The 18537-nt window shown below is 72.8% G+C and carries 17 protein-coding genes; 13 read left to right on the forward strand and 4 right to left on the reverse strand.

The annotated features are described in order from the left end of the window. Window positions 1-45: 45 nt before the first annotated feature. Window positions 46-732 (reverse strand): heme oxygenase (biliverdin-producing), encoded by a 687-nt coding sequence (locus ACFUK0_RS34915; protein ID WP_380257097.1) that lies wholly within the window; start codon window positions 730-732, stop codon window positions 46-48. Window positions 733-924: 192 nt separating this feature from the next. Next, window positions 925-1416 carry an inorganic diphosphatase gene (locus tag ACFUK0_RS34920; protein WP_380257099.1) on the reverse strand — a complete coding sequence of 164 codons (492 nt, stop codon included), beginning with the start codon at window positions 1414-1416 and terminating at the stop codon, window positions 925-927. A 76-nt stretch (window positions 1417-1492) separates the two neighbouring features. Between ACFUK0_RS34920 and dacB the strand changes: the two genes are divergently transcribed. The 6 genes from dacB (at window position 1493) to folE (ending at window position 9455) form a co-directional block, all read left to right on the forward strand. Then, a complete protein-coding gene (dacB, locus tag ACFUK0_RS34925) occupies window positions 1493-3121 on the forward strand; it encodes a D-alanyl-D-alanine carboxypeptidase/D-alanyl-D-alanine-endopeptidase (RefSeq protein WP_380257101.1) in 1629 nt (542 codons plus the stop codon). An 82-nt stretch (window positions 3122-3203) separates the two neighbouring features. Beyond that, window positions 3204-4382 carry a zinc-dependent metalloprotease gene (locus ACFUK0_RS34930; protein ID WP_380257103.1) on the forward strand — a complete coding sequence of 393 codons (1179 nt, stop codon included), beginning with the start codon at window positions 3204-3206 and terminating at the stop codon, window positions 4380-4382. 228 nt (window positions 4383-4610) lie between these two features. After that, on the forward strand, window positions 4611-5750 hold the full coding sequence (gene tilS / locus ACFUK0_RS34935; protein ID WP_380257105.1) for a tRNA lysidine(34) synthetase TilS: 1140 nt from the start codon (window positions 4611-4613) through the stop codon (window positions 5748-5750). A 73-nt stretch (window positions 5751-5823) separates the two neighbouring features. Further along, window positions 5824-6378, forward strand: a complete 555-nt coding sequence (gene hpt, locus ACFUK0_RS34940; RefSeq protein WP_073926604.1) for a hypoxanthine phosphoribosyltransferase — start codon at window positions 5824-5826, stop codon at window positions 6376-6378. Window positions 6379-6642: 264 nt separating this feature from the next. Continuing rightward, on the forward strand, window positions 6643-8697 hold the full coding sequence (gene ftsH / locus ACFUK0_RS34945) for an ATP-dependent zinc metalloprotease FtsH (protein WP_380257107.1): 2055 nt from the start codon (window positions 6643-6645) through the stop codon (window positions 8695-8697). A gap of 152 nt (window positions 8698-8849) precedes the next feature. Continuing rightward, on the forward strand, window positions 8850-9455 hold the full coding sequence (folE, locus tag ACFUK0_RS34950) for a GTP cyclohydrolase I FolE (protein WP_380257109.1): 606 nt from the start codon (window positions 8850-8852) through the stop codon (window positions 9453-9455). A gap of 68 nt (window positions 9456-9523) precedes the next feature. On the opposite strand, the gene ACFUK0_RS34955 is transcribed toward folE, so the two are convergent. Then, the gene (locus ACFUK0_RS34955; RefSeq protein WP_380257111.1) at window positions 9524-10309 is read right to left on the reverse strand and encodes a ferritin-like domain-containing protein; all 786 of its coding nucleotides are present in this window, start codon (window positions 10307-10309) and stop codon (window positions 9524-9526) included. Between the two features lie 78 nt (window positions 10310-10387). Next, on the reverse strand, window positions 10388-11569 hold the full coding sequence (locus tag ACFUK0_RS34960; RefSeq protein WP_380257113.1) for an alpha/beta hydrolase: 1182 nt from the start codon (window positions 11567-11569) through the stop codon (window positions 10388-10390). A gap of 374 nt (window positions 11570-11943) precedes the next feature. Here ACFUK0_RS34960 and ACFUK0_RS34965 point away from each other — a divergent pair, with 374 nt between their 5' ends. The 7 genes from ACFUK0_RS34965 to ACFUK0_RS34995 all read left to right on the forward strand — a co-directional run bounded on the left by ACFUK0_RS34965 (window position 11944) and on the right by ACFUK0_RS34995 (window position 18483). Next, entirely contained in the window at window positions 11944-13791 is a 1848-nt protein-coding gene (locus ACFUK0_RS34965) for a phosphatidylglycerol lysyltransferase domain-containing protein (RefSeq protein ID WP_380257115.1), read from the forward strand. Between the two features lie 55 nt (window positions 13792-13846). Beyond that, window positions 13847-14734, forward strand: coding sequence for a dihydropteroate synthase (gene folP / locus ACFUK0_RS34970; protein WP_380257117.1), 888 nt, complete (start codon window positions 13847-13849; stop codon window positions 14732-14734). Window positions 14735-14759: 25 nt separating this feature from the next. After that, window positions 14760-15272, forward strand: coding sequence for a nuclear transport factor 2 family protein (locus ACFUK0_RS34975; protein WP_380257119.1), 513 nt, complete (start codon window positions 14760-14762; stop codon window positions 15270-15272). Window positions 15273-15489: 217 nt separating this feature from the next. Beyond that, window positions 15490-15849: a dihydroneopterin aldolase gene (gene folB / locus ACFUK0_RS34980; protein ID WP_380257127.1), complete on the forward strand. Its 360-nt coding sequence runs from the start codon at window positions 15490-15492 to the stop codon at window positions 15847-15849. Between the two features lie 43 nt (window positions 15850-15892). Further along, window positions 15893-16492: a 2-amino-4-hydroxy-6-hydroxymethyldihydropteridine diphosphokinase gene (gene folK, locus ACFUK0_RS34985; RefSeq protein WP_380257121.1), complete on the forward strand. Its 600-nt coding sequence runs from the start codon at window positions 15893-15895 to the stop codon at window positions 16490-16492. Window positions 16493-16714: 222 nt separating this feature from the next. Next, complete coding sequence (locus ACFUK0_RS34990; protein ID WP_380257123.1) at window positions 16715-17203, forward strand: DUF3180 domain-containing protein; 489 nt, start codon at window positions 16715-16717, stop codon at window positions 17201-17203. A 131-nt stretch (window positions 17204-17334) separates the two neighbouring features. After that, the gene (locus ACFUK0_RS34995) at window positions 17335-18483 is read left to right on the forward strand and encodes a hypothetical protein (protein ID WP_380257125.1); all 1149 of its coding nucleotides are present in this window, start codon (window positions 17335-17337) and stop codon (window positions 18481-18483) included. The last annotated feature ends 54 nt before the right edge of the window (window positions 18484-18537 follow it).

Consider the following 18537-nt stretch of genomic DNA (forward strand, 5'->3'; position numbering starts at 1 on the left):
GCGAGCGGTTGCTCGCCGGGGCCGGGGCTTCGTCGCCGCCGCCGGTCAGGCGCTCAGCGGGTAACGGGTGTCCAGGTCGCGGAAGATGGCGCCGTTGAGGGTGAACGCCTGCTTGCACTCCTCGACCACCCGCCGGCGCTCGATGTCGTCCAGGGCGAGCCCGGCGGCGTCCAGCTTGGCCCGGTACTCGCGCTTGAAGGCGGCCGGGTTGGCGACCTCGTCGAAGACGTAGAAGTGCACGCCGTCGCCCTTGCGCTCGAAGCCCCAGGTCTTCTCGGCTATGCCGCGGATGATCTGGCCGCCGGAGAGGTCGCCGAGGTAGCGGGTGTAGTGGTGGGCGATGTACCCGGCGGGCCAGGTGGCGGCGAGCTCCTCGACCCGGGCGACGTACGCGGCGGTGGCGGGCAGCGGGTCGAGGCCGGTGCGCCAGTCGGGGCCGCGCAGGTGCCGGAGGTCGCGTTCGATGGCGGCCGTCCGCAGCAGGGCCGGGTCGATGAAGGGACCGGCCACCGGGTGGCCGGCGAGTTCGGCGTTCCGCCCCTCCAGGGCGCGGTAGACGAACCAGAGCTGGCCGGTCAGGTCGGCGTAGGCCTCGATGCCGAGCCGGCCGCCGAGCAGGCGGCTCATGAAGGAGGACTGTTCGGCCGCCTCGTGCTCCTGGCTGCTGGCGGTGCGGAGCACCGTGGAGAAGGGAGCGGGCTGCTCGGAGCCGGGCTGCTCGGGGCTGGGCACGTGGGCCTCCAGTGATCGGGAACAGTGCCGATTCTTATGGTTAGGCTTACCTAAGTCAACATGATGCCGACAGGCTGTCGGTAAAAGTCCCCGTGCTGCGCCGTCGCCGGGTACGACAGAGGCCGGGCGCGCGGATCGCTCCGCCCACCCGGCCCCAGCAGTCTCGGACGTACGAGATCAGCGGTCCGTGGCTCAGTGGCCCTCGGAGTCCGCCAGCCGCTTGATCGAGGCGGTGATCTCGGCCTCGGCCTCGGCGCGGCCGACCCAGTCGGCGCCCTCGACGGACTTGCCGGGCTCCAGGTCCTTGTAGACCTCGAAGAAGTGCTGGATCTCCAGACGGTCGAACTCCGACACGTGGTGGATGTCCTGCAGGTGCTCCCAGCGCGGGTCCGTCGCCGGGACGCAGAGCAGCTTGTCGTCGCCGCCGGCCTCGTCCGTCATCTTGAACATGCCGATGGCGCGGCACTTGATCAGGCAACCGGGGAAGGTCGGCTCCTCCAGGATGACCAGCGCGTCCAGCGGGTCGCCGTCGTCCGCGAGGGTGCCTTCGACGTAGCCGTAGTCGGCCGGGTAACGGGTCGAGGTGAAGAGCATCCGGTCCAGACGAAGGCGACCGGTCTCATGGTCGACCTCGTACTTGTTGCGGGAGCCCTTCGGGATCTCGATCAGGACGTCGAACTCCAACGGTTCCTCCAAGGTAGGGACTGACAGAATCCAAGTGTCTCCTACGGGAGTGAGTGCTCAGGAAAGGGGCCGGTCGGTGGGAGCAGGTGCGGGGGCGGGGCGGCGGCGCCGCGTGGCGGCGGGGCTGTTGGGGGCGGCGCTGCTGACGGGCGGTGCGGCCCTGGACGGCGGCGGGGCGTACGCGGCCCCCTCGCCGGGCGGGCACAGTACCGGCAGTGGCGACAGCAACGGCCACGGCAACGGTGACGGCAACGGCAACGGGAACGGGAACGGGAACGGCAACGGCGACGGGCGCGGCGGCAACGACCGCGACCGCGACGGCGCCGGCCGTTCGCCGAGCCCGGCCGGTGCCACCACGGGCACCTCGAAGGCCGCCTCCCACGGCGCCGGGTCCGCGAGCCCGTCGCCGAGCGCCGGCCGGACGGCGCCGCCCCCGGCCGGGCTCGTGCTCCAGCCGGCCGACGGCGCGGCGGTCGGCATCCCGACCGTGCACGGCCTCCAGCAGGCCCTGGCCGCCGCCCTCCAGGACAAGTCCCTGGGCACGGTCACGCTCGCCGTCGGGGACGCGACCAGCGGGCAGCTGCTGTACGGGTCCGGCGAGAACACGCCGGCGACACCCGCCTCGACCACCAAGCTCGCGACCTCGCTGGCGGCCCTGTCCCTCATTCCGGCCGACACCCGGATCGCCACCAGGGTGGTCCGCGGCGCGGGCGCCGGCGACATCGTCCTGGTGGGCGGCGGAGACCCGACGCTCACCGCGCTGCCCGCCGACCAGGTCCAGATCGGCGGGGTCGCCGCGGACGCCGACACCGCGCCGGCCTCGCTCGACGCGCTCGCCCGGCAGACCGCCGCCGCGCTCAGGGCGGCCGGCGCCGCCACCGTCCGGCTCGGCTACGACACCTCGCTCTACACCGGCAGCCCGCAGCACGCGAACCACGACGCGGCCAACATCGCCCTGGTCACCCCGCTGATGGCGGACGAGGGCAGGGCCGACCCGAAGAGCCGTGAGGAGGCGCCGCCCCGGGTCGCCGACCCGGCCGGGGCGGCGGCCGAGCAGTTCGCGGCGCTGCTGCGGGCCCAGGGCATCACCGTGGAGGGCAGGGCCAAGCAGGTGGCGGCGCCGGCCCCGGCCGCCGCCGTGCTCGGGCAGGTCGAGTCGCCGACGCTGGTGCGGCTGGTGGAGCGGCTGCTCACCACCTCGGACAACACCCTGGCCGAGGCGGTGGCCCGGCAGGTCGCCCTGGCCGCGCACAAGCCGGCCAGCTTCGAGGGCGCGGCGGCGGCCGTCACCCAGACGCTCACCGGCCTGGGCGTGCAGCTGACCGGGGTGGTGCTCAACGACGGCAGCGGCCTGCACCCGGGCAACGCGATCCCGCCGGCCGTCCTGCTCCAGCTGCTGGGGCTCGCCTCGGCACCGGCCCACCCCGAGCTGCGGCCGGTGCTGACCGGCCTGCCGATCGCGGGCTTCACCGGCACGCTGGGCAAGCGCTTCGGGGCGGCCTCGGGATCGGGCGAGGCGGCCGGGATCGTCCGGGCCAAGACGGGCAGCCTGAGCGGCGTCAACACGCTGGCCGGCACGGTGGTGGACGCCGACGGGCGGCTGCTGTCCTTCGCCGTGATGACGCGGACGACGGCCGCGGCCGACACCGCCCGCGCCGCGATGGACCGGATCGTCGCCCGGCTGGCCGCCTGCGGCTGCCACTGACCGGCGCCCGCCCGGGCGCGCTGTCGCAGCAGGTAGTGGCATGCGGCTCCCCACGCTGCGGCGGAGCACGTACGGTGAGGGCATGACGAGCGTGAGCGGCGGTGCTGACATGGTCGACTGGAATCTCGCGGTCGCGACTGCGACCAGGCTGGTCCGGCCCGGCCCGGAGGTGAGCCGGGCGCAGGCGGCCGAGGTGGTCGCCGAGCTGCGCCAGCACGCGCTGGAGGCCGAGGAGCATGTCCGGGAGTTCACCGGGATGCGCTCGGCGAGCCTGACGGCGGCCACCGCGACCCCGGTGCTGATCGTCGACCGGCCGGGCTGGGTGCGGGCGAACGTGGCGGGCTTCCGGACGATCGTCCAGCCGCTGGTGGAGAAGCTCCAGGCCCGCAGGTCGGCGGGGGCGGCCGCGGGCGTTTTCGGCTCGGTGGGGGAGAAGGCCACCGGCATCGAGGTGGGCGCGCTGCTGGCGTTCCTGTCCTCCAAGGTGCTGGGCCAGTACGAGACCTTCGCCCCGGGCGAGGCCTCGCTGGAGGCACCGGACAGCCCGGCGGCCCTGTTCGACAAGCCGCGGCTCGGCCCGGCCGGCCCCGGCCCGGGGCGGCTGCTGCTGGTCGCGCCGAACATCGTCCAGGTGGAGCGCGAGCTGGACGTGAACCCGGCCGACTTCCGGCTCTGGGTCTGCCTGCACGAGGAGACCCACCGCACCCAGTTCACCGCGGTGCCGTGGCTGCGCGACCACATCCAGTCCGAGGTGCAGTCCTTCCTCGCCGAGACGGACGTCGACCCGGGCGCGCTGCTGGACCGCGTGCGGGAGGCCGCCGGCTCGCTCGGCGGCGGGCTGACCGGCCTCGGGGCCCGCGGCGACGGCTCCTCCTCGGCCGGGCTGCTGGAGGTCGTCCAGTCGCCCGCGCAGCGCGAGATCCTGGGCCGGCTGACGGCCGTGATGTCGCTGCTGGAGGGGCACGCGGACGTGGTGATGGACGGCGTCGGACCAGCGGTGGTGCCGAGCGTCTCGGAGATCCGGGAGAAGTTCCAGCAGCGCCGCGACCGCGGCGCGAACCGGCTGGACCTGGTGCTGCGCCGGCTGCTGGGGATGGACGCGAAGCTGCGGCAGTACCAGGACGGCGCGGTGTTCGTGCGCGGCGTGGTCGACCGGGTCGGGATGGACGGCTTCAACCGGGTCTGGACGTCGCCGAACACGCTCCCCACCAAGGAGGAGATCCACAACCCGGCGGCCTGGGTCGCCCGGGTCGGCCGCTGAGGGCCCGACACGTTCGCACGAGTGGTCCAATCGTGCAGACGGCGGGTGGAGATACGTTTTTCCATTCACCCGTACGTGGGACGGTGGTCGTACTGGTGGCGCGGGTGGCGTAGCCGGAGCCTCATTTCTGCCACCATCTGTGAGCGCCCGGTAACAAGGCGCTCACAGTCGCGCGGTTCCCCGCCGCGTCCGTCGCCGTCATTACCCTCCGCCAAGGAGTGCTCCGCCATGGGCCCACACCCCGCCGTCGCCGCGATACGCCTGGCCGTACGCCGCACGCTCGCCGACCTCGCCGCCGAGGCCGGTATGACCTTCACCCCGCCGGCCCGTGCCCCGCACGGGCGCCCGGACGCCGCCGCCCTGGTCAACGCCGGCGCGACCGCCGGCGGTGCCACCACGCTGATCGGCAACGCCCACCGGCACCCCTCCGGACTGCCCCGCACGCCCGCCGCGCCCGGCTCCCCGCTCGTCCTGGTCGCGGTCTCCGGCGGCGCCGACTCGATGGCGCTGGCCACCGCGACCGCCTTCGAGGCGCCCAAGCTCGGCCTGCGGGTCGGCGCGGTCACCGTCGACCACGGCCTGCAGGACGGCTCCGCCGAGCGCGCCTGCCTGGTCGCCGAGCGCCTGCGCGCGCTCGGCCTCGACCCGGTCGAGGCCGTCCCCGTGCTGGTCGGCCGGGCCGGCGGCCCCGAGGCCGCCGCCCGGGACGCCCGCTACGCCGCGCTGGACGAGGCCGCCGAGCGCCACCGGGCGCTCGCCGTGCTGCTCGGCCACACCCGGGACGACCAGGCCGAGACGGTGCTGCTCGGCCTCGCCCGCGGCTCCGGCTCCCGCTCGCTGGCCGGCATGCCCGCGCAGAAGGGCCGCTACCGCCGCCCGCTGCTCGAACTCGACCGGGCCGCGACCCGGCAGGCCTGCACCGCCCAGTCCATCCCGGTCTGGGACGACCCGCACAACTGTGATCCCGCGTACACCCGCTCCCGGGTCCGCCACGAGGTGCTGCCGGTGCTGGAGAAGCACCTCGGCGGCGGCGTCGTCGAAGCGCTCGCCCGGACCGCCCGGCTGTTCCGCGACGACGCCGACGCGCTCGACCAGTGGGCCGCCCTCGCCGAGCGCGACCTCCGTACGGGCGAAGGGGCACTGGACGTCTCCAAGCTCGCCGAACTGCCCTCCGCGGTGCGCCGCCGGGTGCTGCGCCGGGCCGCCCTGCGGGCGGGCTGCCCCGCCGGGGACCTCTTCGCCCGTCACCTCGAAACGGTCGACCTGCTGGTCACCGGCTGGCGTGGTCAGGGGCCCCTGCACCTACCCGGGGGCGTCGAGGCCACCCGCAGGTGTGGCAACCTGGTGTTTCGGCGACAGGGCGACTGACGGGCAGGCATGGCCCCGGGGCAGCCTGGCCGCCGCCGAAACAGACCCCCGATCGCTTGAGGACGTATCCCCGGTGGACGACAAGGACATGGGCGCCGACCTGGCGAAGGTGCTCATCAGCAAGGACGAGATCGACGCCAAGCTCCTGGAGCTGGCCGAGCGGATCGACCGGGACTACGCCGGGCGCGATCTGCTGATCGTCGGCGTCCTCAAGGGTGCGGTGATGGTCATGGCCGACCTGGCCCGCGCGCTGCACTCGCAGGTGACGATGGACTGGATGGCCGTCTCCTCGTACGGGATGGGCACCAAGTCCTCCGGCGTGGTGCGGATCCTGAAGGACCTCGACACCGACATCGCCGGACGGGACGTCCTGATCGTCGAGGACATCATCGACTCCGGCCTGACCCTGTCCTGGCTGCTCGGCAACCTGGGCTCGCGCCGCCCGGCCTCCCTGGAGGTCTGCACGCTGCTCCGCAAGCCCGACGCGGCCAAGGTCGAGATCGACGTCAAGTACGTCGGCTTCGACATCCCCAACGAGTTCGTGGTCGGTTACGGCCTGGACTACGCGGAGAAGCTGCGCAATCTGCCCTTCATCGGCACCCTGGCCCCGCACGTCTACGGCGGCTGACACCCCGTTCGGGCGACGGGCGGGAACAGTACCCCGTTCCCGCCCGTTGGGTCGGGGGACAAGAAAACAGCTCGTGCCGCCGTGCTCCCGCCAGGAGTGGGACGGACTGCGGTACGGTCCAATAAAACCGCTCTTCACATGAGCAACCCGCTCTCCAGACGAGCACCGCTCTTCATACGAGCACAGACCCGGATGCGCCGGCGGCCCATGGCCGCGCTGCGCCGTTGAGTGGCAGGAGGGACGGGGCGGCAACGCCCCGCATGGATGGACGTCAAGCGATACTTCCGTGCGCCGATCATGTGGATCGTGCTGGCCGTCCTCGCCGTCATTGTGCTGATGCAGGTCGTTTCGGACTCGAGCGGCTACAAGACGGCGGAGACCGGGCAGGTCGTCGCGGCAATCAATGCCGGCGACGTCAAATCGGCGCAGATCACCACAGGTGATTCAAACACTGTCAAGATCCAGCTGAAGGACGGCGTCAGCCTCCCGAACGCGGGTACCGGCAAGACGCCCTCGGGCAGCAAGTTCCAGGCCTCGTACATCGGGGACCAGGGCAAGGACATCGCGGCCAAGCTGCAGTCGCAGATCGACGACAAGGACTCGAACACCCTTCCCCAGGGCTACACCGTGAGCCCGGAGAAGCAGAGCACCTTCGTCAGCCTGCTGCTGTCGATGCTGCCGATCGTCATCATCGTGCTGGTCTTCCTCTTCCTGATGAACCAGATGCAGGGTGGCGGCTCCCGGGTCATGCAGTTCGGCAAGTCCAAGGCCAAGCTGCTCACCAAGGACACCCCCAAGACGACCTTCTCGGACGTCGCGGGTGCGGACGAGGCGGTGGAGGAGCTCCACGAGATCAAGGAGTTCCTGCAGGAGCCGGCCAAGTTCCAGGCCGTCGGTGCCAAGATCCCCAAGGGTGTGCTGCTCTACGGCCCGCCCGGCACCGGCAAGACCCTGCTCGCCCGCGCGGTCGCGGGTGAGGCGGGCGTGCCGTTCTACTCCATCTCGGGTTCCGACTTCGTCGAGATGTTCGTGGGTGTCGGCGCGAGCCGCGTCCGCGACCTCTTCGAGCAGGCCAAGGCGAACGCCCCGGCGATCGTCTTCGTCGACGAGATCGACGCCGTCGGCCGGCACCGCGGTGCGGGTCTCGGCGGCGGCCACGACGAGCGCGAGCAGACCCTCAACCAGCTGCTGGTCGAGATGGACGGCTTCGACGTCAAGGGCGGCGTGATCCTGATCGCGGCCACCAACCGGCCGGACATCCTGGACCCGGCGCTGCTGCGCCCGGGCCGCTTCGACCGGCAGATCGCGGTCGAGCGCCCGGACCTCCAGGGCCGCCTGGACATCCTCAAGGTGCACCAGAAGGGCAAGCCGGTCGCGCCGGACGTCGACCTCAGGGCCGTCGCCAAGCGCACCCCCGGCTTCACCGGTGCCGACCTGGCGAACGTCCTCAACGAGGCGGCGCTGCTGACGGCCCGCTCCGACAAGAAGCTGGTCGACAACTTCACCCTGGACGAGGCGATCGACCGCGTCGTGGCCGGCCCGCAGAAGCGGACCCGGATCATGTCCGAGAAGGAGAAGAAGATCACCGCGTACCACGAGGGCGGTCACGCCCTGGTCGCGGCGGCCTCCCCCAACGCGGACCCGGTGCACAAGATCACCATCCTGTCCCGCGGCCGGGCCCTCGGCTACACCATGGTGCTGCCGGAGGAGGACAAGTACTCCACCACCCGCAACGAGATGCTCGACCAGCTCGCGTACATGCTGGGCGGGCGCGCGGCGGAGGAGCTGGTCTTCCACGACCCGACCACCGGCGCCTCGAACGACATCGAGAAGGCCACGGCCACCGCTCGCGCGATGGTCACGCAGTACGGCATGACCGAGCGTCTGGGTGCGATCAAGTTCGGTTCGAGTGAGTCCGAGCCGTTCCTGGGCCGCGAGATGGGCCACCAGCGCGACTACTCGGAAGAGGTCGCCGGGCTGGTCGACGAAGAGGTCAAGAAGCTCATCGAGAACGCGCACAACGAGGCCTGGGAGATCCTGGTCGAGAACCGCGACGTGCTCGACAACCTGGTCCTGGAGCTCCTGGAGAAGGAGACCCTCAACAAGGAGCAGATCGCCGAGATCTTCGCGACGATCGTCAAGCGCCCGGCCCGGCCGGCCTGGACGGGCTCGTCCCGTCGCACGCCGTCCACCCGTCCGCCGGTGCAGTCCCCGAAGGAGCTGGCGCTCACCAACGGCGCCGCCGCTCTGACGGAGGCCTCGCCGGTGGTGGACACCGTGAAGCTGCCGCCCGTTCCGGAGGCCCCCGCAGAGGGCTGAGCGGAACACCCGTACGGAATGGATGCCGCGTCACCGGGGTTTGTACCCTGGAGGCGCGGCATCCGGCTTTTCCGCCGCCCCCGCACCGGGCACCACGAGCCCTGCAGTCCCGTCCAGAGCCTTTACCTGTCCCACGAATGAGCGAGGCCCGCATGACCGACCCGGTGACCTTCGACGGCCCGCCCTCCGTCGGGGTCTTCGACCAGAAGCGGGCCGAGAACGCCGTCCGCGAGCTGCTGCTCGCCGTGGGGGAGGACCCGGACCGCGAGGGTCTGCTGGAGACGCCGGCCCGGGTCGCACGGGCGTACAAGGAGATATTCGCCGGGCTCTGGCAGGAGCCGGAGGACGTCCTGACCACCACGTTCGACATCGGTCACGACGAGATGGTGCTGGTCAAGGACATCGAGCTGACCTCGGTCTGCGAGCATCACCTGGTGCCGTTCCGGGGCGTCGCGCACGTCGGGTACATCCCGTCCGTGAGCGGCAAGATCACCGGCCTGTCCAAGCTGGCCCGGCTGGTCGACGTCTACGCCCGCCGCCCGCAGGTGCAGGAGCGGCTCACCAGCCAGGTCGCCGACGCGCTGATGCGGATCCTGGAGCCGCGCGGGGCGATCGTCGTCATCGAGTGCGAGCACATGTGCATGTCCATGCGCGGCATCCGCAAGCCGGGCGCCAAGACCATCACCTCGTGCGTGCGCGGGCAGCTGCGCGACCCGGCCACCCGCGCCGAGGCGATGAGCCTCATCATCGGCCGGTAGCCGGTAGCCGGTAGCCGGTAGCCGGTAGCCGGTAGCCGGTAGCCGGTGGCCGGTGGCCGGGTCGGGCCTCAGGCGTCGTGCTCGGCGTGCGGCGGGGCGGGGGTGCCGAGCGCGTTGCGGCGCTCCGGCATCCGCAGCCGCACCATCCGCCGCCAGCCGAAGGCGCTCTCGTACAGGAAGAGCCCGTACAGGCCGGCCGCCAGCAGCACCCGGCGCCCGCGCGGCCAGCCGAGGATCCGGCCCATCGCGGCCATCACCGCGAGGCCGACGTCCCGGTGGGTGCGGATCTCGCCCTTGGCGATGTGCTCCAGGGTGTGCCGGATGTACGGGCCGTGGCCCTCGCCGACCAGCCGGAGCAGCTCCTCGTGGCAGTACGCGAGGTGATTGTCCTCGTCGGCCGAGATCATCTGCATCGCCCGGGCGAGATCCGGGTTGTCCTGGTAGGCCGTCATCAGCTGGCGCATCTGCTCCGAGGCCCGCTGCTCGGTGACCCGGCTGTGGGCGAGGTACGTGATGATCTCCCGCTCCGCCAGCGGCACGTCCGAGCCGAGGCGCTCGTGCGCCAGGCCGATGCCCTGGCGCTCCAGCAGCATGCAGTAGTCGGCGGCCGGCGGCACCGGCACCTTCTCCAGCCCGCGCTTGTGCAGCAGCTGGGTGAAGATCCGGCCGTGTTTGCGCTCGTCGGCGCCGTGCCGGGCGATCTTGGGGGCCAGTACCGGATCCACGGCCAGCGCGTGGATGCGCTCGTTCTCCCAGCCGCCCTGGTCCTCACCGCCGGCCGCGATGCTGCAGAAGAGCTGGTAGGTCTCGTCGTTGCGGTAGATCTCGTCGAAGAGTGAGCGGGTGGTGAGCATGGGGCCTCCTGTACGCGTCCCGCCGGGGCGGTGGGTGCTGATCGGTCGTGGGGTGCCGGCCGCCCGGCCGGCGGCGGGTCACGGGCGGGGTTCGCGGTCCTGCGGGGTGGCCAGGTGGTCGCTCAGCCACTGGAGGGAGGCGGGCAGCTCGCGCCGCCAGCTGTCGAAGTTGTGGCCGCCGTCGTCGAGGAAGAGCGAGTCGGTGCGCAGCTCGGGGTGTTCGGCCGACACCTGCTGGGCGAGGCCCAGGAACGCCTGGGTGGCGGCGTAGTCCTCCTCCTTGCGGGTGCTGACCAGGAGGAGGGAGACGTTCGGTACGGGCACGTTGCGCAGCCGCCAGGTCAGATCGCTCTGGTCCTGGAGGGCACGGTTTCCGGCGAAGAGGTTGCCCCCGGTGGTGTAGTCGTCGGGCACCGTGAAGTCGGCGTGCAGGCCGGCGGCGTTGCCGAAGACGTCCGGGAAGCGCATGGTCAGCCGCAGGGCGCAGCTGCCGCCGGTGGAGTAGCCGAACATGCCCCAGGAGGCGGGCGACCGGCTGACCCGGTAGGTGCTGCGCAGGGCGGTGGGGATGTCCTTGGCGAACCAGGTCTCGGTCTGCGGCCCGCCCGGTACGTCGACGCACTCGGTGTTGCGGGGTTCGGCGACGGTCGGGCGGGCCATCACGATGATGGTGGGGGCCATCTGCCCGGTGCTCTGGAGCTCCTCGGCGGTCTGCGGCAGGTGCACCTCGGAGAGCAGGTGCAGCGCGGAGCCGGGGAAGCCGGCCAGTGCGAGCAGGACGGGGAAGCGCATCCGGGAGTACTTCGGGTTGAAGTACTCGGGGGGCAGGTAGATGAACATCTGGTCGGACAGACCGGACTCCTTGCCCGTCACCTGGATCGACTCCACCTTGCCGACCTCCTCGGGGGCGCCCTTCGGGAGGTCGGTGACCGTCTCCAGGCCGCCCTCCGTCGTCGGCTGGACGAGTGCCTCGGTGTTCGGGGCCGCGCCCTTCGGGTGCGCCGAACCCGTCAGGCTGAGGGCGGCACCGCCCGGGTGGAGCAGTCCGTCCCAGGAGGTGTAGAAGCCGAACGAGTTGTTCACCGACACCGCGAGCACCGCCAGGACGGTCGCCTGAGTGACACTCAGCAGGGCGATCCGGCCGAGCAGCGGCAGCGGGCGCTGGCGGGCCAGCCGGGGCCACAGCCAGAGGGTGACGAGCAGTGACAGCACGCCCGCCGCGAGCAGCGTGTCCACCAGTGCATCGCTGGTCAGTTCCATCCCGTCGCCCTCCGGTGCATCACTGTCGGTTCGGTATTCATCGTGTGACAGAGCGTCAGGTCGGGCCATCGGGGCTAGGCTGACCGAGCAGTGGCCGGAGCGTGAAAGCGAGTGGCCGGCGCCCGCAACCGCCGCCCCGGAACGCGGCGTCCACCGTACGTACCGCGGGTGCGGGCCGTCCTTCGCGCCGCGCGGCACTGCGGGCAGTCCCCACCCATGGCCCAACCGTCGCGCGGGAGCGGAACCGGGTTTGCCACCCGTTTTCCGAGAATTGGTGCGCGCATTGCTTGATTGAGGAAAGAACATGAAGGCCCATCACCGTGCCCCCGTCGGGGTGTCAGGACAGTCCTCCGAAACCTCTACCCTGAGCTTCCATGAGCGTTCCCGTGTCCGTTGAGCCGTCCTCCGAGCAGCCCCGCCGCCGGGGCCTGCAGACGCTTCGTACCCAAGCGGCCGCCGTGCCCCGGGCCTGGCTTCCGGGTGCCGTCGGCTACGCCTGTCTGCTGATCGGGCTGCTGGACATCGCCAGCGCGGTGTTCCCCAAGTTCCGGCGGACCCGGATGCACACGTTCGCCGGACAGTTCCCCGGCGGCACCACCACCCTCGCGGCGGTCGGCACCCTGATGGTCGGCCTGCTGCTGGTGCTGCTCGCGCACGCCCTGCGGCGGCGCAAGCGGCGCGCCTGGCGGGCCGTCTGCGCGCTGCTCCCGGTCGGCGCCGCCCTGCACATCCTGCGCTGGCACCAGATCGGCCCGGCCGTGGTCTCGCTGGTGCTGCTGGCCGTGGTGCTGGTGCACCGGCAGGAGTTCTACGCCAAGGCCGACCCGCGCACCCGCTGGCGGGCCGTCGTCAACCTCGTCGTCATGGGCACCGTCAGCGTGCTGCTCGGCATGGTCATCGTCAGCGTGCGGTGGAAGTCCGAGATCCACGACCCGAGCATGTTCGACCGGTTCGAGCACGTCGTCTACGGGCTGTTCGGTTTCGAGGGGCCGATCGACTACAGCAACGACCGGATCTCCGACCTCGTCGCCTACCTGCTCGGCGCCCTCGGTCTGCTGACCGCCGGCACCACCGCCTACCTCGCCCTGCGCCCCGAGAAGCCCGAGCCGGAGCTGACCGCCGAGGACGAGGACAAGGTCCGGGCCCTGCTGGAGCGGCACGGCGAGCGCGACTCGCTCGGCTACTTCGCGCTCCGCCGGGACAAGAGCGTGCTGTTCTCGCCCACCGGCAAGGCCGCGATCTCCTACCGGGTGGTCTGCGGTGTGATGCTCGCCTCCGGCGACCCGGTCGGCGACGTCGAGGCCTGGCCCGGCGCGATCAAGGTGTTCATGACGGAGGCCCGCGAGCACGCCTGGGTGCCGGCCGTGATGGGCTGCAGCGAGACCGGCGGCGAGGTCTGGACCCGCGAGGCGGGCCTGGACGCGCTGGAGCTGGGTGACGAGGCGATCGTCGACGCCACCACCTTCTCGCTGGCCGGCCGGGCCATGCGCAACGTCCGCCAGATGGTCAAGCGGATCGAGCGCAACGGCTACAGCTGCAAGGTCCGCCGGGTCTCCGAGCTGACCCTCCAGGAGAAGGAGCGGATCGCCGACGCGGCCGCCCGCTGGCGCGGCACCGACACCGAGCGCGGCTTCTCGATGGCCCTCGGCCGCTTCGGCGACCCGGGCGACGACGAGTGCGTGGTGGTCACCGCCCACAAGGAACCGGCGGAGGGCGAGGCCGGGCACGGCACCGGCGACGACCTCAGGGCCGTCCTGCACTTCGTCCCCTGGGGGCCGGACGGCATCTCGCTGGAGCTGATGCGCCGCGACCGGGCCGCCGACCCCGGCCTGAACGAGCTGCTGATCGTCGCCGCCCTCCAGGCCGTGCCCGCCCTCGGCGTCCGCCGGGTGTCGCTGAACTTCGCGATGTTCCGCTCCGCACTGGCGCGGGGCGAGCGGATCGGCGCCGGGCCGGTGCTGCGGGCCTGGCGCGGACTGCTGGTGTTCTCCTCGCGCTGGTTCCAGATCGAGTCGCTGTACAAGTTCAACGCGAAGTTCCAGCCGGAGTGGGAGCCGCGCTTCCTGGTCTACCCGCAGACCAGGGACCTGCCCCGGATCGGCTTCGCCGCGATGCAGGCGGAGGCCTTCATCACCCTCGGGATGCCGAGGTTCGGCCGCAAGCGCCAGCGCCAGGGCCTGCTCCCGGCGCCCCAGCGCCCCGAGGTCACCGAGGCCGCCTGAGCCGGGCGCCCCTCCCGGCGGTCGCCGGGAGGGGCGCGGCTCGATAATGGGGGACATGGACAACCCGCTGCCCCGTTCACTGCCGGCCGGCCTCCCCCACCTCGACCGCTGTGCCGTGATGGGCGTGGTCAACGTGACCCCGGACTCCTTCTCGGACGGCGGGCTCTGGCACGACCCCGCCCGGGCCATCGCGCACGGGCTCGCCCTGCGGGCCCGCGGAGCGGACCTGATCGACGTCGGTGGCGAGTCGACCCGCCCGGGTGCCGAACGGGTGAGCGAGCAGGAGGAGCTCCGGCGGGTCCTCCCGGTGGTGCGCGAACTGGCCGGGGCGGGCGTCGTGGTCAGCATCGACACCATGCGGGCGGCCGTGGCCGAACAGGCCGTGGCGGCGGGTGCCCGGCTGGTCAACGACGTGTCCGGCGGCCTGGCCGACCCGGCGATGGCCGAGGTGGTCGCCGCGACCGGTGCCCCGTTCGTGGTGATGCACTGGCGCGGGCAGTCCGCGGACATGGAGAGCCGCGCGGTGTACGGCGACGTGGTCGCCGACGTGGTCGCCGAGCTGACCGCCCGGGTGGACGCCCTGCTGGCCGCCGGGGTGAAGGAGGAGCAGGTCGTCCTGGACCCCGGCCTCGGCTTCGCCAAGACCGCCGAGCACAACTGGGCCCTGCTCGGCCGTCTGGACGCGCTCACCGCGCTCGGCCGGCCCGTCCTGGTGGCCGCTTCGCGCAAGCGGTTCCTGGGTACGCTGCTCGCCAACCCGGAAACCGGGGAGCTGCGCCCGGCCCGGGAGCGCGACGACGCGACCGCGGCGGTGTCGGTACTGTCGGCCAGGGCCGGGGCCTGGGCGGTACGGGTGCACGACGTGGCCGGCACGGCCGATGCCGTCCGGGTGGTCGCGGCCTGGCAGCACGCGGCCCGGCAGGACGCGGCCCGGCGGAACTGAATGGCCGGCCGGACGGCCGGCGCGAATGGGAGGGTCTGTGGCGGGTGACGGCAGGTTGAGCGGGGAGACGTCGGGAAAGCAGGCGCCGGAGACGGACCGGGACGCCGTCCTGGCCGCGAACCAGGCGCTGTACGAGGCGTTGGAGAACGGCGACCTGGAGGCGGTGGAGAACGCCTGGCTCGGGGCCGCGGAGGCCGACGACAAGAGCGGCGTGGTGTGCGTGCACCCCGGCTGGCCGGTGCTGCGGGGGCGGGCCCAGGTCACCCGCTCCTACATGCTGATCATGATGAACACGGAGTACATCCAGTTCTTCCTGACGGATGTCGAGGCCGAGGTGCAGGGCGATGTGGCCCTTGTCACCTGCACCGAGAACATCCTCAGCGGCGGGGAGTCCGAGGAGGAGGGCGAACTCGGCCCGCTGGTCGGCGGCAAGGTCGTCTCGACCAACCTGTTCCGGCGCACCGAAGGCGGCTGGAAGCTCTGGTCGCACCACGGTTCACCTGTGTTGACCAGCGGGGACGACGAGGAAGAGGACTGAGGCAGCCGGACCGCCGCGCAGCGCGGCGGGAATCCCCGGACGGGCACCGAACGTTCACGTCAATCGCCACAACGGCGTGCGTGCCGCCGCACCGTGCCGGGTAGGACGGTCAGGCGTTGTCCGTGCTCGCGGGTAGATTCGTTGACCGGCGGGCAACGAGGCCCGCCTTCGCCCTGCCCAGGCAGGGCCTGTCCGACTGGGAGCAGTGATTCGTTTGCTGGACCGCGTCACCCTGCGGGGTCTGCGTGCCCGGGGCCACCACGGCGTCTTCGAGCGTGAGCGCGCCGAGGGCCAGACCTTCGTGGTCGACCTCGTGCTGTATCTGGACACCCGTCCGGCCGCGTCCGGCGACGACCTCACCCGCACGGCCCACTACGGCGTGATCGCCGAGGAGGTCACCGCGGTCATCGCGGGCGAGCCCGTCGACCTGATCGAGACTCTCGCGCAGCGCATCGCCGACCAGTGCCTCGGACACGAGGCGGTCGAGGAGGTCGAGGTCACCGTGCACAAGCCGGACGCCCCGATCACCGTGCCGTTCGACGACGTCACCGTCACCATCCACCGGGGCCGCGCATGACCTGCGCGCCGAGTCCCGCCGCCCCAGCTGCAGAGGGAATCCGATGAGCACCAGTGACCCGACCGCCTCGCCGACCACGTTCGACCTGGAGCGCCGGGTCGACTCGGCGGACACCACCCTCCACAACCCGCGCTACGCCGCGATCGCCCTGGGCAGCAACCTGGGCAACCGGCTGGAGACCCTCCAGGGCGCCGTGGACGCCCTCGCCGACACCCCCGGGCTACGGATCAAGGCCGTGTCCGCGGTGTACGAGACGGAGGCCCTCGGCGGCCCCGACGAGCAGCCCAACTACTACAACGCCGTGGTCGTGCTGCGCACCACCCTGCCGCCGCACTCCCTGCTGGAGCGGGCCAACGCGGTCGAGGACGCCTTCGGCCGGGTCCGCACCGTCCGCTGGGGCCCGCGCACGCTCGACGTCGACATCCTCGCCTACGAGGGTGTCACCAGCGACGACCCCGACCTGCTGCTGCCGCACCCGCGCTCGCACGAGCGGGCCTTCGTGCTCGCCCCGTGGCTGGACGCCGACCCCGCGGCCGAGCTGCCGGGCCTCGGCCCGGTCGCCGACCTGCTGAAGGGCCTCGGCGGCGAGGCCGCCCAGGGCGTCGTGCGCCGCGACGACATCCAGCTCCGGCTGCCCGAGTAGCCCGGCGCGCCGGCCCGGCCCTCCACCGCCCCGGCGGGCGGAGGGCCGGGCCCGTTCACCCACCCGTCCCGCCTCCGGCGGGCTCCGCGGGAACCGATCCGGCCCCCCGGCCGTACGAGTAGGTGTCCGTACGTCCGGGCCCGGTACGGTGGCCTGGCGCCGTTGCCGCGCCGCCCGGCGCGGCCGCCCGTCTCTCCGGTCTCCGGGAAGGACCTCGTCCGAGTGAAGCTGCTTCGCATCCGTCTGCTGGCCGGCATCACCATCGCCACGACGGCGCTGGCCTGGGCCGGTGCCAGGTTGTGGGCCTCCCTGGACACCCTGCCGGGTGTGCCCGCGGCGGCGCCCCTGGTGCTGGCGGCGGTCGCGGTGGTCCTGCTGGCCACGGCGTTCTCGCTGCGTTCACGCCTGAAGGCGGCGCGCGAGCGGCAGCCCGGTGCGAAGGGCGTCGACCCGCTGGGTGCGGCCCGCGCGCTGGTCCTGGGCCAGGCGAGCGCCCTGGTGTCGGCGGTGGTGACCGGGATCTACGCGGGCATGGGCATCGAGCTGCTGACCGAGCTGGACGTCGCGGCCCGGCGCTCGCAGGCGGTCACGGCGGGGTTCGCGGTGCTCGCCGGGGTGGCGGTGATGGCGTCGGCGCTCTGGCTCCAGCACGTGTGCAGGCTGCCCGAGGACCACGACGATCCGACCGGCCCGGCCGCCTCCCCGCGCTGACCGCCACGCGACGGGCCCGCCGGTGACGACGGGCGGGATCACGGGTGAACGCGGTGCAGCCGACGCCGTGTCAAGGCGGGAATGGCACCCTGGGCTGACACGGCCCCAATTCGCACGCTAGTTTCTTGAGCATGTCTCGCGGACGTCATCGTCATTCCTCCGTCCTCGGCCGGGCCGTTCCCCCCACCGCCGCCGCCGTGCTCGTCGTGGCCGCCGTGACCGCACTGGTGTTCAGCCAGGATCCCGTGCTGGTCCGCTCGGTCGGGGTGGCCGCCGTGCTCGCGGCGCTCGGCGTCACCGTGCTGCTGCGCCGGCGGGACCAGGCGGCCCGGGCGGCTGCCGACGTGGCCGCCGCGCAGCGATTGCGGGCCGAGGAGCGGTTCGAGGAGCAGCTCGCCGAGACCGAGTACGCCGCCGAGGTCGCCGAGGAGCGGGCCACCCGTTTCGGGCGCCGGCTGACGGCGGAGAAGTCGCGGCTGGCGAAGGCCGAGACGGAGATCGCCAGGCTGCTGCGCGAGCGCGCCGTGGCGGTCGCCGAGCAGGCCCTCAAGGAGGCCGAGGCGACCCAGCGGGCGCTGGCCGCGGCCCGCCCCAAGTACCCGGTGAGCCCGGCCGCGTACGTCCGTGCGGCGTCCGTCCTGCGGCACCTGGAGCGGCAGGCCGCCGCCCTGGACGCGCAGCGCGAGCGGGCGGCCCGGGCGGAGCTGTCGCTGCGGGCGCGTTCGCTGCCGGCCGCGGTGCCCGTCACGGCCCCGGCTGCTGCCCCGGCCGTCCCGGCGCAGCCCGTACCGGGTGCCGCGGTGCCTGCGGCGGCGGTCGCCGAGGAGTCTTCGCCGAGGGGGGTGCGCGCGGTCGGTGCGTCGCCCGTCCGGCCGGTCCTGACGGCGAGTGTGGAGCAGCTGGGCGGGGCGCCGGTGGCCGTCCTGCGGTCCGAGCGCCAGCGTCCGCGCACCCCGCAGGCGGGGCCGGTCCGGGGCCAGAACTTCAGCTTCTTCGGCCGGGCCGGCGCGGCCGTCCGCGCGGCGGCCCCGGCCCCGGCGGTGGGCAGTGTCTCGGAGCTCGGCGAGCGCGCCGACCTGGCGGACGTGGTGGGGGACGAGGCGGTCGCCGCTAGTGCCCGCTACGAGGCGGAGGCGGCCCGGGCCGCGGAGGGCGCGGAGAGCGTCGCGGCCCCCGTGGCCGAGGCCCCGGCGGAGCACCGCCGCCCCGGTGTGGTCGATCTGACCGCCGACGACGAGACCGAGGTCATCGAGCTGCCGGAGCTGCGCGCCAGCCGCTGAGCCGGTGTCAGGACGGCGTGGCGGCGGCAGTACGACGGACGCCCGGCCCCCGAG

This window comes from Kitasatospora sp. NPDC057223 (assembly GCF_042669755.1).
GTDB lineage: Bacteria > Actinomycetota > Actinomycetes > Streptomycetales > Streptomycetaceae > Kitasatospora.